General features: G+C 72.3%; 14 protein-coding genes. 9 read left to right on the top strand and 5 right to left on the bottom strand.

Annotation, left to right across the window (positions count from 1 at the left end; genetic code table 11):
* Positions 1-42: 42 nt before the first annotated feature.
* The 5 genes from C4V41_RS08815 to C4V41_RS08795 all read right to left on the bottom strand — a co-directional run bounded on the left by C4V41_RS08815 (position 43) and on the right by C4V41_RS08795 (position 6,541).
* The gene (locus C4V41_RS08815; RefSeq protein ID WP_103955249.1) at positions 43-615 is read right to left on the bottom strand and encodes a TetR/AcrR family transcriptional regulator; all 573 of its coding nucleotides are present in this window, start codon (positions 613-615) and stop codon (positions 43-45) included.
* A gap of 45 nt (positions 616-660) precedes the next feature.
* Positions 661-2,784: a serine/threonine-protein kinase gene (locus C4V41_RS08810; RefSeq protein WP_160150222.1), complete on the bottom strand. Its 2,124-nt coding sequence runs from the start codon at positions 2,782-2,784 to the stop codon at positions 661-663.
* Positions 2,785-2,934: 150 nt separating this feature from the next.
* Entirely contained in the window at positions 2,935-4,323 is a 1,389-nt protein-coding gene (locus C4V41_RS08805; protein ID WP_103955247.1) for a YlbE family protein, read from the bottom strand.
* Positions 4,320-5,690, bottom strand: a complete 1,371-nt coding sequence (locus C4V41_RS08800) for an FdrA family protein (protein WP_200823845.1) — start codon at positions 5,688-5,690, stop codon at positions 4,320-4,322. Before C4V41_RS08800 ends, C4V41_RS08805 begins: the two co-directional genes overlap by 4 nt.
* Positions 5,687-6,541, bottom strand: a complete 855-nt coding sequence (locus C4V41_RS08795) for a DUF2877 domain-containing protein (protein WP_235029989.1) — start codon at positions 6,539-6,541, stop codon at positions 5,687-5,689. Before C4V41_RS08795 ends, C4V41_RS08800 begins: the two co-directional genes overlap by 4 nt.
* A 130-nt stretch (positions 6,542-6,671) precedes the next feature.
* On the opposite strand from C4V41_RS08795, the gene C4V41_RS08790 reads away from it, so the two are divergent.
* The 9 genes from C4V41_RS08790 to C4V41_RS64090 all read left to right on the top strand — a co-directional run bounded on the left by C4V41_RS08790 (position 6,672) and on the right by C4V41_RS64090 (position 16,354).
* The gene (locus C4V41_RS08790; protein WP_103955245.1) at positions 6,672-8,279 is read left to right on the top strand and encodes a PucR family transcriptional regulator; all 1,608 of its coding nucleotides are present in this window, start codon (positions 6,672-6,674) and stop codon (positions 8,277-8,279) included.
* A 22-nt stretch (positions 8,280-8,301) separates the two neighbouring features.
* Positions 8,302-8,505, top strand: a complete 204-nt coding sequence (locus C4V41_RS08785; protein WP_200823844.1) for an RNA-binding S4 domain-containing protein — start codon at positions 8,302-8,304, stop codon at positions 8,503-8,505.
* A gap of 150 nt (positions 8,506-8,655) precedes the next feature.
* Positions 8,656-9,963 (top strand): uracil-xanthine permease family protein, encoded by a 1,308-nt coding sequence (locus C4V41_RS08780; RefSeq protein WP_103955243.1) that lies wholly within the window; start codon positions 8,656-8,658, stop codon positions 9,961-9,963.
* A 149-nt stretch (positions 9,964-10,112) separates the two neighbouring features.
* Positions 10,113-11,525, top strand: a complete 1,413-nt coding sequence (locus C4V41_RS08775; RefSeq protein ID WP_103955242.1) for a uracil-xanthine permease family protein — start codon at positions 10,113-10,115, stop codon at positions 11,523-11,525.
* A complete protein-coding gene (locus C4V41_RS08770) occupies positions 11,522-12,391 on the top strand; it encodes an FAD binding domain-containing protein (RefSeq protein WP_103955241.1) in 870 nt (289 codons plus the stop codon). Before C4V41_RS08775 ends, C4V41_RS08770 begins: the two co-directional genes overlap by 4 nt.
* Positions 12,381-12,860 (top strand): (2Fe-2S)-binding protein, encoded by a 480-nt coding sequence (locus C4V41_RS08765; RefSeq protein WP_103955240.1) that lies wholly within the window; start codon positions 12,381-12,383, stop codon positions 12,858-12,860. Before C4V41_RS08770 ends, C4V41_RS08765 begins: the two co-directional genes overlap by 11 nt.
* Complete coding sequence (cutA, locus tag C4V41_RS08760; protein ID WP_235029988.1) at positions 12,857-15,301, top strand: aerobic carbon-monoxide dehydrogenase large subunit; 2,445 nt, start codon at positions 12,857-12,859, stop codon at positions 15,299-15,301. The genes C4V41_RS08765 and cutA overlap by 4 nt, the downstream gene beginning before the upstream one ends.
* A gap of 37 nt (positions 15,302-15,338) precedes the next feature.
* Positions 15,339-16,094 carry a leucine-rich repeat domain-containing protein gene (locus tag C4V41_RS08755; RefSeq protein ID WP_235029987.1) on the top strand — a complete coding sequence of 252 codons (756 nt, stop codon included), beginning with the start codon at positions 15,339-15,341 and terminating at the stop codon, positions 16,092-16,094.
* Positions 15,983-16,354: a leucine-rich repeat domain-containing protein gene (locus tag C4V41_RS64090; protein ID WP_235029986.1), complete on the top strand. Its 372-nt coding sequence runs from the start codon at positions 15,983-15,985 to the stop codon at positions 16,352-16,354. The genes C4V41_RS08755 and C4V41_RS64090 overlap by 112 nt, the downstream gene beginning before the upstream one ends.
* Positions 16,355-16,374: the final 20 nt, after the last annotated feature.

Below are 16,374 nucleotides of genomic sequence, written 5' to 3'. Positions count from 1 at the left end.
TTCATTTTAGATTGATCAGTACAAAACAAGGGCACGAAAAAGTCAGAGCACGCCCAGCGCGGTGTTCGCGATCGACTCGAGCTCCGCCCGGTCAGCCCCGCCACGGGTGGCGACGCGCAGGCCGCTGACCGTGGCCGCGACGAAGCGCGCCAGGGCGAGCGGGTCCTTGCCCGGGTCGATCTCGCCGCGGGCGCGGCCGGTTTCGAGCGCCGACCTGACCAGCTCGACGCGCCTCGCGGTGTCCTGCCGCAGCAGCTCGGCCACCGCCCGGTCGCGCGGGGCCAGCTCGACCAGCGAGTTGACCACCAGGCAGCCGGGCGGCTCGGCGGGGTCCGGCTCGACCGCCCACCACAGCACGGTCCTGATCTTCTCCCTGGCCGGCAGGTCGCGCGCCATCAGCTCGGCGAGGCGGGCGTTGCGGTCGTTCATGTAGTGCCGCAGCGCCTTCTCGTACAGGTCGTGCTTGCTCGCGAAGGTGTTGTAGATGCTGCTGCGCCCGAGCCCGGTGGCCGCGCACAGGTCCTGCGTCGAGGTGGCCTCGTAGCCGGCCGCCCAGAACGCGCGCATGGCCGCCTCGACCGCACGGGTCTCCTCGAACTTCCTCGGTCGCGCCATGACTCGTACGCTACCCGTTTTGGACTGATCGGTGCAATTCGGCGCTCAGGTGGACTGCCGGAACGTGTCGAGGAACACCTTGCGGGTGTCGGCCTGGTCGTCCCACTTGAGCTCGGGCAGGTCGAACGTGATCTTGAAGGCGGCGGTGTCGCCGATGGAGACGTACCGGGTCAGGGCGTGCATGGGGACGCCGTTGGGGGTCGTGTAGGTGTACTCCCAGTCGGCGGCCTGCCAGTCGCGGTAGCCCTCCACGGCCTGCAGTTGCACCTGGATGTAGCTCTCCAGCCCGCCGTCGGCCTCCTGCCGGCCCAGCTCGGACAGCCCGCCGTCGGCCTGCGGGGTCGCCCGCTCCACCACGATCCGCATGCCGGAGTCCTTCGGCCCGCTGAACGTGGCCACGCCGCCGGAGGCCGCCAGCCTCCAGGTCTCCGGTACGGCGGCCGAGAACCCGGCCGGGGTGTGGGCCTTGTAGCCGTCGGGGGCGGCCGAGGGCGCCGAGCCGCTCTCCGTCGTGGCGCTCTGGACGGTGGAGGCCGCCGTGACCGGCGGCGCCTCGCCGGAGCCGCTCGTCATGATGATCAGCACGGCGCCCACGACGACGGCCACCGCCGCCACCCCGCCGAGGATCAGGAGCATCCTGGGCGGCCCGTCGCCGCCGAAGTCGTCCTCCTCCGGCCGCCGCCGGCTCTTGCCCGTGCGGGGGCCGCCGGGCCCGGCGCTGGGCAGCGTGGCCAGGCGGCTGCGGCCGATGTCGTGCGACAGGTCGCGCGACTGCTCGCGCAGGTCGTCGGGCGAGGCCAGGGGCCAGGGGGTGGCGGCCGACGAGGTGCGGCTGTCCGTGGTCAGCGGCAGGATCGGCTGCGGCCGGGGGCCCGAGGAGCCGTCCAGGTCGTCGTCCGCGTCCGGGCTGATCCGGTTCGGGCCCAGACCGGGCGGCGCGCCGAACGGCTGCCTGGACTGGGGGCCCGACGGGCTCGACAGCGAGTCGTACGGGCCCGACGAACCGGCCAGGGAGTCGTAGGAGCCGGCCATCGAGTCGTAGGCGCGTGGCAACGGCGGCAGCGCGTCGGTGCGGTGGCTGCCCGACGGGCTCGTCATGCCGTCGTAGGGCATCGAGTAGCCGCCGGACGGGCTGTTCAGCGGGTCGTACGGCACGCGTACCGGCCCCGAGGGCGTCTCCACGATCCGCGACGGCATCGGCCCCGACGGCGTGTCCAGCGGCGGCAGCAGCCCGGCCGGCGTGGGGTCGGCCTGGCTGGGCAGCGTCTCGGGCGGGCGCGGCCGGGCGGAGCCGTGCGCGCGCAGCACCGCCTCCAGCATCTCGGTGACCTGCTGCGCGGTCAGCCGCTCGGCCGGGTTCTTGCGCAGCAGGCCCTCGATCACCGGCATCAGCGAGCCGGCCCGCTGTGGCGTGATGGGGGCCTGGGTGAGCACCGAGCCGAGCACCGCGACGGGGTCGGGCCCCTCGTAGGGCGGGCGGCCCTCGACGGCGGCGTACAGGGTGGCGCCGAACGACCACAGGTCGGCGGCCTGCGTGATCGGCTGCCCGGACAGGCGCTCCGGCGGGATGTACGCCGGCGACCCCATGAGGAGCCCGGTCTGCGTGATCGTGACGTCGCCCTCTATGGCGGCGATGCCGAAGTCGGTCAGCACCACCCGGTCCGAGGTCAGCAGCACGTTGCCCGGCTTGATGTCGCGGTGCAGGATCCCGGCCGCGTGCGCGTGCCTGAGCGCGTCGAGCACCCGGATGCCGATCTCGGCGGCCTGGACCACCGGCAGCGGGCCGCTCTGGCGTACGGCTTGCTCCAGCGACCACGCCCGGACCAGCTCCATCACGATCCAGGGCCGGCCGTCCTCCTCGACCACGTCGTGGACGGTCACGATGCCGGGATGGGTCAGCCGCGCGGCCGACCTGGCCTCGCGCAGCATCCGCCGGTGCGCCACCTGCATGCCCGCGCGGTCGAGCCCATAGGGCAGGATCAGCTCCTTGACCGCCACGTCGCGGTCGAGCAGCACGTCATGCGCGTGCCACACCATGCCCATGCCGCCTCTGCCGACGGGCGACATCAACCGGTAACGCCGGCCGATCAGGCGCCCCTGGCTCTGCGAGGCGCCCCCCGCGGCGTCTCCCTCTGGGCCGGATCCGCTGAGCAAGCGGTCGGCTGCCATGTTCCCGCCCCCATCTCGCCTCATCCGTCACGTGCGTCTATCACGCTACTTGCAGATTTCCGTTGGCCTGAGGTTCGTCACGATATCGGCGGTTAGTCCGCAAGGAAAGCTGACACTGTCTTACAAGGGGCTTGACATACGGATATTTCGCTATTCAAATGGATCACTTACTTCGTCCGCCAAAGCGATCAATGCGGAGATGAACGCTTCGGCAGGAGGCTTGACCAGGCCGGCTCCTACTTGTCCTGTACCTGCGACGCGGCCCGCTATGCCGGTGTTCACCACGGGCAGCAGGCCGGTCCTGGCCACGAGCGTCACGTCGATGCCGACCGGCGTGCCCCGGAAACCGAGCCCAGGAATCTGGTACACCGGGTGCTCGGCGAGCGTGATCTCGTACATGGAGCGCGTCGCCCTGACCGCGTCGGCCACGTCGCCGCCCACGAACCGCACGATGGCCGGCGAGGCCGCCATCGCGAACCCGCCCAGGCCCGACGTCTCGGTGATCGTGGAGTCGCCGATGTCGGGGTTCGCGTCATCGGGCCCGTACGCGCCGAGGTAGAGGCCGTCGGGCACGCCCGCCGGGCCGGTGAACCAGCGCCCGCCGAGGCCCGACACCTGGACGCCGAAGTCGGTGCCGTTCCGCGCCATGGCGACCACCAGGGACGAGCCGGGCACGTCGCGGGCCGCGTCTGTGCTCACCTTGGCCGCGGCCATCCCGGCGTTCAGGAAGAAGTGGTCGTTGCCGTTGATGAAGCGCAGCACCTCCGCCGCCGCGCCCGGGGCGGCCTCGACCACGGCGGGGGCCAGCTCGCGCAGCAGGAGCGAGGTGGCGGCGCGGTTGCGGTTGTGCAGCTCGTCGCCCATCTGCAGGGCCTGGGCCATCAGCGCGCGCAGGTCGATCGGGCCCGTACGCTCCAGCGTCGCCGCCAGGGACGGGCCGAGCACGCGGTCCATCCAGCGCAGCCGGTCGAGCACCTCGGGCCCGTACGCGCCGTAGCGCAGGACCTTGCCCAGGCCCTCGTTCAGCGAGCAGTAGGCGGTGCCGCCGTGCTCCTCGTCGCGTACCTCGAACAGCCACATCGACGGGCTCACCACGCCCGCCATCGGGCCCACGGTGGCGCGCCCGTGACAGGGCTCCAGCGCGACCGTGCCCGCCGCCAGCTTCTCGCGCGCGTCGCGTTCGTCGCCGGCCAGGCCCTCCAGCAGCATCGCGCCCATCAGCGCGCCGCGCATCGGGCCCGAGGCCCGCTCCCATGTGATGGGCGGGCCCGCGTGCAGGAACGTCCCCTCCTCCAGCACCTCGGACGCCCTGCGCACCCCCACCAGGTACGGGCGCGCGGACGTCAGCCGGCTCACCGCCCGCTCGTTGGCCTCCCGCCGGCGCGGGCCGGCCAGCACCGTGGCCAGGGCCCGCTCGGTGCCCGGCAGGGGCGGGCGCCAGGCCACCGGCGTCGTCGGTACGGCCTGCGCCCTGAGCGACTCGTCGAGCAGCCCCGCCCCGACCGTGATCACGCGGGGCGAGGTGGCGAGCAGGTTCACAGGAGGCTCCTGGCGTGGCGGGCGGCCTGGGCGTTGGAGGCGAACACGGCCGCGCCCGCCTCGCGGAAGGCGGTGGCCTGGCGGTGAAGGTCCTGCGGGTCGCCCGCCGTGCCGATCAGGGCGATCACGACCGTGGCCGGGGTACGGGCGACGGCGTGCACCAGCGAGGCGGCCGGATCGGGGTCGGCGCCGTGGCCCAGGACCACGTCCATGAGCACCACGTCCGTCTCCTGGGCGCGGCCGAGCGCCTCCACACGCAGCGTCGGGTCGATCATCGGGTGCGCCCGGCCCCTGGTGTAGGCGTCGTCCCCGTAGTCCGCGAAGTCGCCCGTGCCGGCCACGGCGGCGGCCTCCAGGCACAGCGTGCCTCCGGCGTACAGGCCCTTGATGGTCTTGACCTTTCCGGACGCGGCCCTTCCGTGCCGCCCGCCCGGCCAGGACGGCCACTCAGGGACCGGCCTGCCGAGGGTGCGCAGGACCCGCTCGGTGGCCTCGGTGAGGTCGGGCGCGCCCGCGCCGAGCAGCGCCCGCACGACGGGCGTGCGCAGCGGCTCCGCTTCGAGCGCCCGCGCCACCTCCGGGGCCGGCGGCTTGGAGACGAGCACGATCAGCTCCGTGGCCGGGTCGTCGTCGAGCAGCCGCAGGGCGCGCCGCGCCGACAGGCCGCCCACCTCGGCCGACAGGTCCCTGCCGCCCACGCCGAGCACGTGGCTGACCCCGACGCCCGCCCAGTCGAGCAGGGACGTCACCTGCTGCGCGCCCGTGCCCGACGCGGCCACCACGCCGACGGGGCCCGGCGTCAGGACGTTCGCGAAGCCCAGGCCGACGCCGCCGATCACGGCGGTGCCGCAGTCGGGGCCCATGACCAGGATGCCCTTGGCCTCGGCCCGTTCCTTCAGGTGCCGCTCCCGCTCCAGGGAGACGCCGTCGCTGAAGATCATGACGGGCAGGCCGGCCTCGATGGCGTCCAGGGCCTCGAAGAAGGCGTACTCGCCCGGCGTCGAGACCAGGACGAGATCGGCCCTGCCCCTGAGCGCCGCCGAGCGCGTGGTCAGCGGGGGCTGGTCAGTGGGCGCGTCGTCCTGCGGCCGGGCGGCGGTGAGCTGCCGGTCGGCCTCCTCTATGGCGGCCTCGATGGTGGCCTCCGTATCGGTGGCGCGCACGGCGATCAGGAGGTCGCCCGGGTCGGTCTCCGGGACGCTGAAGCCCAGCTCCAGCAGGATCGAGACGTTCAGCTCCGTCGCCATGGCGACCATGGCCGCCGCCACGCCTGGCAGGTCGGACAGGGCCCGGCTGACGCGCATGAGGGTGACCGAGTCGTGGTAGGCCCCCCTCCGTACGAGCACCGCCTGGGGAAGGCCGTTCACCGCGGCCCGCTCAGCGCGGCCACGGCGGTCACCCCGATGGCGATGCCCTGGGCGAGGTCGGCGCCCGAGGTGTGACCGAGGCGGTACAGGCGGCGCAGCGCCGGTTCGAGCGCCTGCCGGCCGGCCAGGCCGCGCAGCACCGCGGTCACCTCCGGGCTCGCCTCGCCCCTGGCCGCGCAGTGCAGGAGCGTGGCCGAGATGGGCGTCGTCCGCGTACGGGCGTCGAACGTGACGGTCGCCGCCAGCCAGTCGGCCAGCCAGACCGCACGCTCGGCCCCCGCCGCCGCGCCCAGGTGCCGCAGCGTCACCAGCAGCCCCGCCAGCACGTCGTCGCCGCTCGGCGTCAGCCCGGGACCCAGCCCCACGAGCTGCTCGGCCGCCGTCACCGCCCCCAGCAGCCAGCCCTTCGCGCAACTGCTCGCCAGCAGGTCCACGGCGCCGTTGCCGGCCAGCCCCGGCGGCGGCGAGCCGATCAGCGGGTCCGTCACGTCCGCGAGCCGGGCCGGATCGAACCCACCCAGCGGCGGGGCCGGATCCCACCATCGGCGCACGCTCACACTCAGCGGCCCCAGGTCGATCACCCGGTCACCGACCGAGGCGTCGTCACCCACCGTGACGTGGGGGAGCGGGCCGGCCAGCAGCACGGAGTTCGGCAGCCGGGTGGCCTCGCCCGTGATGACGGCGATCACCGAAGGCTCCAGGTCGGTCCTGACCTCCAGGTACACCCCCTCCGGGAACGCGGCCAGCACCCGGGCCGGGCGGCGCTGGGCCTCCAGGACGGGGCGGACCGCCGTACTGGCCGCGCCCGTGACATGGACGCGCGTACGCCGCGCATGAGTACTGACGGTCACCAGACCTCCCAACCGACCTTGGACCTGACCGTAGAACGGCCGGAGAACCCTCCGTACGGAGAAATTTGCCAACAGTCAGCGGGAAGGTTGGCTCTTCCTGACAGACCGCTTCTGGGTTCACAATTTCCCCATGGAGCCCCCCGTCCGTCTCGCGAGCACCGGAACGATCATCCATGGCGTGTCCGTGGGCGAGGTCCTCGGCGTCTCCACCCTCGCCGACGCCCGGCTGATCGCGGGGGAGCACGGGCTGGGCCGCATCGTGCAGCGGCTCAACGTGATGGAGGTCCCCGACATCCTGGCCTGGGTCAAGCCGCACGAACTGCTGCTCACCACCGGTTACCCGCTGCGCAACACGCCGCAGTCGCTCGGGCGGCTGGTGGCCGACCTCGACGAGCGCGGGCTGGCCGCCCTGGCGATCAAACTCGGGCGCTACGTGGACGAACTGCCCGACGAGATGGTCGAGCAGGCGGACCGGCTCGGCTTCCCGCTCATCCTGCTGCCCAACGACGTCGGCTTCGACGACATCCTCAACCAGGTGCTCACCGACATCCTCAACCGGCAGGCCGCCGTGCTCGCCCGTGCCGAGGAGGCGCACCGGGCGCTGGTCCAGGTGGTGCTGGCCGGCGGCGGGCTGGGCGAGGTCACCGCCGAGGTGGCGCAGCTCCTCGACGTGTCGGTGGCGGCCGTGGACGGCTCCGGCCGCGTCCTGGCCACCGCCGGGCCCGGCGACCACGTGGCCGTCCTGCGCGAGTCCGTCTCCCGCTCCCGCGAAAGCCCGCCGGCCTCCCCCGCGGCGGGCCGGGCACGCTCGTTCGCCTCGGTCCCGGTGCTGGCCGGCGGGCACCACCACGGCCGGATCGTGGCCTACAGCCCGTCGGGGGCGATCAGGGACAGCGACGTCGGCATCCTGGAGCGCGCGGCCACCGTCGCCGCGCTCGTCGTCACCCGGCAGGAGGCGGTCAACGCCGTCGAGAGCAAGTACCGGGCCGACTTCCTGCGCGATGTGCTCACCGGGCGGGCCGGCACGGCGGAACGGGTGACCGGGCGGGCCAGGGCGTTCGGCTGGGACCTGGCGCGGCCGGTGACGGTGCTGGTGGCCGAGCTCGACCCGGAGGGCGACGAGCGCAGCGCCCAGGACCGCCTCGTCGCCTGCTGGACGGCCGCGATCAGGCGGCACGACCCGCGCGGCGCGGTGGCCGGGTTCTCGCACGAGGTGGTGGCCGTGGTGGACGCCGCGCTCGACGCCGCGCGCGTGGCCAAGGACGCCGCCTCGGCGTTCGCCGACGTGCCGCCCGCCACGTTCTCCACCGGCACCTCACGGCCGAGCCCGGGGGCGGAGACGCTGCCGGAGGCGTATTCGCAGGCGCTCAAGGCCGCCAGGGTCGGGCGGCAGCTGCACGGGCCCGGGGCGGTGGCGCACTTCGACCAGCTCGGGGTGTACCGGCTGCTGTCGCTGGTCAACGACACGGCCGAACTGCACGCGTTCGTACGGGAGACGCTCGGCCCGCTGGCCTCCGACGCCGACGCCGAGAACGGCGACCTGCGGCGCACCCTCCAGGTGCTCCTGGAGACCAACCTGAACGTGGCGGAGACGGCCCGGCGGCTGCACTTCCACTACAACACGCTGCGCTACCGGATCGGGAAACTGGAGCGCATGCTGGGCAACTTCACCGACGACCCCCACCTGCGCCTCAACCTGACCCTGGCCCTGCACGTCCTGCGGATGCGGGGGATCTAGGCGGGATCTAGGCTTGGGGGCCGTGGACTTCGAACTGCGCTCCGAGTACATCCCGCTGTGTGACCTGCTGAAATATTGCGGCATCACGGAGACGGGAGGCATGGCCAAACACCTCATCGCCGAGGGGATGGTGATGGTGGACGGTGAGGTCGAGCTGAGGAAGCGGGCCAAGATCCGGACCGGGCAGGTGGTCAGCGGGGAGGGGTTCTCGATCAGGGTGGAGTAGATCGAAGAAGAAACCGCCCCTGGGGCGAGAGCCGTAAAGCCCGGGAACGGAGTGCCCGCCGTACTGGAACTGATCAGCACCCTCTATTGTGCTCTCCGAGATCAGGTAGGAGACATACCCGCTGGTCAGGCGGGAGATTGAGGTGCGGTCGTGGCGTTCGGGTGGAAGGTGCACGGGGATGGGAAACACCTGACGCCGGGTGAGGTGGTCAAGCCCGACGAACGCCTCAGCTGGCCCAGGATGGTGGGGATCGGGGCGCAGCACGTCATCGCGATGTTCGGCGCGACCTTCGTGTTCCCGCTCGTCATGGGCCTCGACGCCAACCTCGCCGTGATGATGTCGGGGGTCGCGACCATCATCTTCCTGCTGATCGTCAAGGGGAAGATCCCCAGCTACGTGGGGTCCAGCGCGTCGTTCGTCGGGGCCGTGGTGGCGATCAGGGCGGCCGGGGGAGGCGACGGGACCGTCACCGGGGCGCTGCTCGTCGTCGGCGTCGTGCTGGCCCTGTGCGGGTTCGCCATTCACAAGCTGGGCGTCGGCGTCATCCATCGGGTCTTCCCGCCCATCGTCACCGGCGGCGTGGTGATGCTCATCGGGTTCGGGATGGCCTACGTGGCGGCGGACGTCTACTGGCCGAAGGACCCGTGGGTGGCGCTGCTGACCATGGCGGCCACGTTCGTGTTCATCGGGGTGTTCCGGGGGTTCCTGGGCCGGATCGGGGTGCTGCTCGGGCTCGTGTTCGGGTTCGTGCTGTCCTGGGTGTGGGACCTGGCCGGCGGGAAGATCACGGCGCCGGACGACAGCGGGGCGGTGACCGAGCACTTCCGGGTGAACCTGGAGGGCGTCGCCCGGGCCGACTGGGTGGGGCTGCCGTCGCTGCACGGACCCGTGTTCGAGGTGTCCGCCATCGTGCTGGTACTGCCCGTGGTGATCGCGCTCATCGCCGAGAACGTGGGGCACGTCAAGGCCGTGGGGGAGATGACCGGGGCCGACGTGGACGCGTACATGGGGCGGGCGGTGCTGGCCGACGGCGTCGGGACCGTGGTGGCGACGTCGGTGGGCGGCTCGGCCACGACCACGTACGCCGAGAACATCGGCGTCATGGCGGCCACCAAGGTCTACTCGACCGCCGCGTACTACATCGCGGCGGTCATCGCGATCCTGTTCGGGCTCTGCCCGAAGTTCGGGGCGCTCATCGCCGCCACCCCCGGCGGGGTGCTGGGTGGGGTGACGACCATCCTGTACGGCATGATCGGCCTGCTCGGCGCCAAGATCTGGATCGAGAACCGGGTGAACCTGTCGGACCCGGTCAACCTCGTCCCCGTCGGCGCGGGCATCATCTGCGCCATCGGCCCCGTCGCGTTCCCCATCACCGGCACCTTCGCGCTCAGCGGCATCGCGCTCGGCACGATCGTGCTCCTGGCCGGCTACCACCTGCTGCGCGTCACCCGCCGCTAGGGCCGCTCACACCCATGTGCGCGAGGTTATGTCTGGTCGTCGGCGCAGATTTGGCAGATCATGCCCGTGTAGGAGCGTGCCAGCGGGCCTAATGTGCCCGCAACGGAACGTGTCGCCGGCCCAGCGCCCAGTACATAGAGGGGCTCTCCATGGTTGTCGGATGGACCAAACACGGTGACGGCAGGCATCTCGCCCCCGGCGAGGTGGTCAGGCCCGACGAGAGACTGAGCTGGCCCCGGATGGTGGGGTTCGGCGCGCAGCACGTGATCGCGATGTTCGGCGCGACCTTCGTGTTCCCCCTGGTGATGGGGCTGGATCCGAACGTCGCCGTGATGATGTCGGGCGTCGCGACGATCATGTTCCTGCTGATCGTGAAGGGCAAGGTGCCCAGCTACCTGGGCACCAGCGCGTCCTTCGTGGGCGGGGTGTTCGCCATCAGGGCGGCCGCGGGCGGTGACCCCGCGGCGGCGGACGCGATCGTGACCGGCGCCATCCTGGTCGCCGGGCTCGTGCTGGCGCTGGCCGGGCTGGCGATCCACTTCCTCGGCGTGCAGATCATCCACCGCGTCTTCCCGCCGGTGGTCACCGGCGCGGTCGTGATGCTCATCGGGTTCGGGCTGGCGTTCGTGGTGGCGGACGTCTACTGGCCGCAGGACCACTGGGTCGCGCTCGTCACGATGCTGATCACGTTCGTGGTGATCGTGCTGTTCAAGGGGTTCATCGGGCGCATCGGCGTGCTGGTCGGGCTCGTGGCCGGGTTCGTGCTGTCGTGGGTGCTGGACCGGACGGCGGGGCCGATCACGTCCGTGCTGCCCGGCGTCAACCTGCGGGACGCGGCCGGCGCCACCTGCCCGGCCGAGGGCACGTACTGCGTCGCGACCGCGCTCCCGCACGACCGGGTGAGCTTCGACGGGGTCGCCGCGGCGCCGTGGTTCGGGCTGCCGGACTTCCACGCGCCCGACTTCAAGACCTCGGCCGTGCTGCTGGTGCTGCCCGCGGTGATCGCGCTGATCGCGGAGAACATCGGGCACGTCAAGGCCGTGGGCGAGATGACCGGGACCGACGTGGACCCGTACGTGGGCCGCGCCGTGCTCGCCGACGGGGTCGGCACCGTGGTCACGAGCGCGGTCGGCGGCTCGCCCACGACGACGTACGCCGAGAACATCGGGGTCATGGCGGCCACCAAGGTCTACTCGACCGCCGCCTACTACATCGCCGGGATCATCGCCATCCTGTTCGGCCTCTGCCCCAAGTTCGGGGCGCTGGTCGCGGCCACCCCTGGCGGGGTGCTCGGCGGGGTGACCGTCATCCTGTACGGCATGATCGGCCTGCTCGGCGCCAAGATCTGGATCGAGAACAGGGTGAACTTCGCCGACCCCGTGAACATGGTTCCGATCGGGGCGGGAATCATCCTGGCCATCGGACCTGTGCAGCACTTCATCGGCGGGGACTTCACCCTGGAGGGCATCGCGCTCGGCACGATCGTGGTGCTGGGCGGATACCACCTGCTGCGCGCCATCGCGGGCCGATCCCCCGAGCCCGCCAGAAGCGAGGCCGGGTGAAGCCGCCGCCGTTCGAATACCACGCGCCCCGCGAGCTCGGTGAGGCGCTGCGGACCCTGGCGGAGTCACGCGGCAAGGTGCTGGCCGGCGGCCAGAGCCTCATCCCGATGCTGAACATGCGGCTGGCGGCGCCCAAGCACCTCGTCGACATCAACCGGATCGGCTCCCTGGCCACCCTGGAGGCGGACGAGGCCGGGGTGAGCGTCGGCGCGCTGGTCAGGCATGCCGACGCGGAGCGGGCCGGCGCGCATCCGCTGCTCACGAAGGCGCTCAAGCTGGTCGCGCACCCCGTGATCCGCAACCGGGGCACGGTGGTGGGCAGTCTCGTGCACGCCGACCCGGCCGCCGAGCTGCCCGCCGTGCTGGCCGTCCTGGGCGGACGCGTACGGGTGGCCCGCTGCGACGCCGGCGCGATGGCGGTGCGGGAGGTGGACGCGCGCGACTTCTTCACCGGGCCCATGGAGTCGGCGGTCGAGGCGGGCGAGCTGGCCGTGTCGGCGTTCTTCCCGGCGCTGGGGCCGGGCACCGGGTGCGCCTTCGAGGAGATCGCCCGCAGGCATGGCGACTACGCGCTGGCCGGGGTCTGCGCGGTCGTCGTCACCGTTGATGAGCTGGTCACCGACGCCAGGGTCGCGTGTGTCGGGGTCGGGCCCGCTCCCGTGGTCGTGGAGCTGGGGGAGACGTGCGCGGGCCGTACCGTCCGTGAGAGCGACTGGGCGGCCGCGGTGGCGCGCGTACGGGACGCGGCCGAGCCCGAGACCGACATTCACGCCTCCGCCGCCTACCGGCGGTACCTGGTGGGCGTGCTGGCCGAGCGGGCGCTGCGCAACGCGGCGCGGGAGGGGGCGGCGGCCCGTGGAGCATGAGATCACGCTCGTCGTGAACGGCACGGCCCGGCGCGTCCGCGTGCCCGCCCGCCGCCTGCTGTCCGACTGCCTGCGCCACGACCTCGGCCTCACCGGCACCCACGTCGGCTGCGAGCACGGCGTCTGCGGCTGCTGCACGGTGCTGCTCGACGGCCGCCCGATCCGTTCCTGCCTGACGTTCGCCGTCACGGTCGACGGCGCCGAGCTCACCACCGTCGAGGGCCTGGCCGGCCAGGACGGCGGCCTGTCGCCGGTGCAGCGCGCGTTCGCCGAGTGCCACGGGCTCCAGTGCGGGTTCTGCACCCCGGGCTTCCTGTGCACGGTGACCGCCCTGCTCCAGGAGAACCCGGCGCCCACCGAGGAGGAGGTCGTGGAGGGCATCTCCGGCAACCTGTGCCGCTGCACCGGCTACCAGAACATCGTCAAGGCCGTCCACCGGGCCGCCGAGCTGCTGGCGGAGGAAGCATGACGACGAAGCTGTTCGGGGAGCCCGTGGCGCGCCGCGAGGACCCCAGACTGCTCACCGGGCAGGGCCGCTACCTCGACGACCTCGGGGGCGAGGCCCTGGCGGCGGCGTTCGTGCGCTCGCCGCACGCCCACGCCCGTATTCGCGACGTGGACGTCACGGCGGCCCTCGACGTCGAGGGGCTCGTCGCCATCTACACCTGGGAGGACCTGCCCGAGCGGGTCGGCCGGGCGCTGCCGCTGCTGATCCCGCACCCGGCGCTCACGCACGGGCGCACCGCGTACCCGCTGGCCAGGGAGCTCGTCAGGCACGTGGGCGAGCCGGTGGTCATGGTCGTGGCCACCGACCGCTACGCCGCCGAGGACGCCTGCGCGCTCATCGAGGTGGACTACGAGCCGCTCAAGCCGGTCGTCGGCCTGGAGGAGTCCGTGCAGGGCGCCCAGCTCGTGCACGAGGACGTGCCCGGCAACGTCGGCGCCCACCTCGTCCAGGAGGTCGCGCCGGCCGGCGGGCGCGGCGCCAGGGAGGCCATCGAGGCGGCGCCGCACACGCTGGCCTTCCGGCTCGACATCGAGCGCAGCGCCAGCATGCCGCTGGAGGGCCGCGGCGTGTACGCCCGCTGGGACGGCCGGGACCTGCGCGTCTACTCCAGCACCCAGACCTCCACCAGCGTCCGCATGGCCGTGGCCGCCGCGCTCGGGCTGCCGCTGCCGCAGGTCGAGGTGATCGCCCCCGACGTGGGCGGCGGCTTCGGAGTGAAGATCGTGCACCCGTGGCCGGAGGAGGTGCTCGTCCCGTGGGCCGCGATGACGCTCGGGCGCGAGGTCAAGTGGGCTGAAGACCGTCGCGAGCACTTCGTCTCGTCCGCGCACGAGCGGGCGCAGGTGCAGCACGTGCGGGTGGGGTTCGACGACGACGGGCGCGTGCTGGGGCTCGACGTGACGATTCTGCACGACCACGGGGCCTACACCCCTTACGGGATCATCGTCCCGATCATCACCTCGACGCAGTTGCTGGGGCCGTACAAGCCGGGGGCCTACCGGGTCGAGTTCACCGCCGTCTACACCAACACGGTGCAGGTCACCCCGTATCGGGGGGCCGGGCGGCCGCAGGGCGTGTTCTGCATGGAACGCACGATGGACAAGATCGCCCGCTACCTGGGCAAGGATCGCACGGACGTGCGGGAGGTCAACCTCATCCGGCCAGAGGAGTTCCCGTACGACCAGGGCATGACGTTCCAGGACGGCCGGCCGCTCATCTACGACAGCGGGAACTACCCGGAGATGCTCCGCATGATCAAGGAGCTGATCGGCTGGGACTCCTTCGAACGGCGCCCGGGGCGGGGCATCGGCATCGGCTGCTACGTCGAGGGCACCGGCGTGGGCCCGTACGAGGGCGGGCACGTGCAGATCACCTCCGACGGCCGCGTCCACGTCTCCACCGGCCTCACCTCGCAGGGGCAGGGCCACGAGACCGTGTTCGCCCAGATCGCCGCCACCGAGCTGGGCGTGCCCATCGAGCGCGTCAGCGTGGTCACCGGCGACACCCGCAGGTTCGGCTACGCGGTCGGCACCTTCGCCTCCCGGGCGGCCGTCGTCAGTGGCAACGCCATCGCGCTGGCCTGCCGGAAGGTCCGCGCCAAGGCGCTGCGCGTGGCCGCCGACGCGCTGGAGGCCAGCCCGGACGACCTCGACATCGCCGACGGCGTCGTGCACGTGGCCGGCGCGCCGTCCGCGTCCATCCCGCTGTCCACGGTGGCGGTGCTGGCCAACCCGCTGCGCTACGCCTTCGACGAGGAGACGGCCAAGGCGACCCAATTCTCCGGCACGGCCTCTCCCGACCGCCCGCCGGTCGCCGAGGGCGAGGAGCCGGGGCTGGAGGGCCGCGACTTCTACTCGCCGATCAGGTCCACGTTCGCCTCCGGCATGCACGCCGCGATCGTCGAGACCGACCCGGACACCGCCGAGATCAAGATCGTCCGGTACGCCGTCGTGCACGACTGCGGCCGGCTGATCAACCCCATGATCGTGGAGGGGCAGATCCACGGGGGAGTGGCCCAGGGCATCGGCGGCGCCCTCTACGAGCGCATGGTCTACGACCAGCACGGGCAGCTCGTGAACGCCTCCTTCATGGACTTCCTGATGCCGTACGCCACCGAGATCCCGCACATCGAGACCGCCCACCTGGAGACGCCGTCGCCGCTCAACCCGCTCGGCATCAAGGGCGCGGGCGAGGCCGGCGTGATCCCGGTCTCGGCGGTCATCGCCTCGGCCATCGAGGACGCCGAGGGCATCGCCATCGACCGCATGCCCATCTCGCCCTCCGAGCTTTTCGACGCGAGGGAGCGCCGTCGCCTGGAGGAGGAGCGGCGGGAGCGTAGCGGCCAGAGCGACGGGGAAAGGCGTCGGCATCGGGCGGAGCGAGGCGATCAACACAGCAGATGAACACAGCAGATGAACACAGCATGAGATGATCGCCGCCATGCGCGCCCCCGATTCCGGCCTGACCGTTTTTCCCGATGTCGCGGCCGACGTTCAGCTGATCGACCTGGCCTGGAACCGGATCGCCGAGGTGCCCGCGTGGGTCGCCGGGCTGGCGGCGCTGGAGGAGCTGCGGCTCGACGGCAACGGCGTGCGGCGGCTGCCCGACCTGTCCGGGCTCACCGCGCTGCGCGCGCTGCACCTCGACGGCAACGAGCTGACCGCCTTCCCCGCCTGCCCGCCCGCCCTGGAAACCCTCTTCCTGTACGGCAACCGCGTCGGCGCCCTCCCCGGCCACCTCCCGGCCAAGCTCCGGCACCTGGCGGCCGGCTCGAACGGGCTGACCGAGGTGCCCGGCTCCCTGTGGAAGCTGACCGGCCTCGAATCGCTCAACCTGGCCGAGAACGCCCTCACCCACGTGCCCCCGGCCATCGGCGGGCTGAGCCGGCTGCGCATGCTCGACCTGGGCCACAACCGGCTCACCGAGATCCCGCCCGAGATCGGCGACCTGCCGCTCACCGACTACCTCTACCTGAGCGACAACGGTTCACCCGGGTGCCCGGCTCGATCGGGCGGCTGGACCGGCTGGCCTACCTCAACCTCACCGACAACCGCCTGGAGCGCCTGCCGGACACGATCGGTTCCATGGCCGCGCTGGTGGAGCTGCGGCTCTACCACAACCGCCTGGAGGCGCTCCCGGAGACGATCGGCGGCCTTTCCCGGCTGCGCGAGCTGCACCTCCAGGGCAACCGGCTGACCCGGCTGCCCGCGTCGATCGCCGGGCTGGGCGAGCTGCGCGTCCTCGACCTGCGCGACAACCGCCTGCGCGCGCTGCCGGAGGCGCTGCCGCCCCGGCTCATCCACCTCGACCTGCGCAACAACCGGTTGCGCGAGCTGCCGGACGGGCTGGCCGGGCTGCCCGCGCTGGAGAAGCTCGACCTGCGGTGGAACAAGCTCGACGGTGATCCCGGGGTGCTGCGCCGGCTTGAGTCGAAAGGTTGTGTGGTTCTGCGCTGAACCGGGCCCGGTGAGCCTGC

The sequence above is a fragment of the Nonomuraea solani genome (genome assembly GCF_900108335.1).
In the GTDB taxonomy this organism is placed as follows: Bacteria; Actinomycetota; Actinomycetes; order Streptosporangiales; family Streptosporangiaceae; genus Nonomuraea; species Nonomuraea solani.
This window is presented reverse-complemented; position numbering and strand designations above follow the sequence as displayed.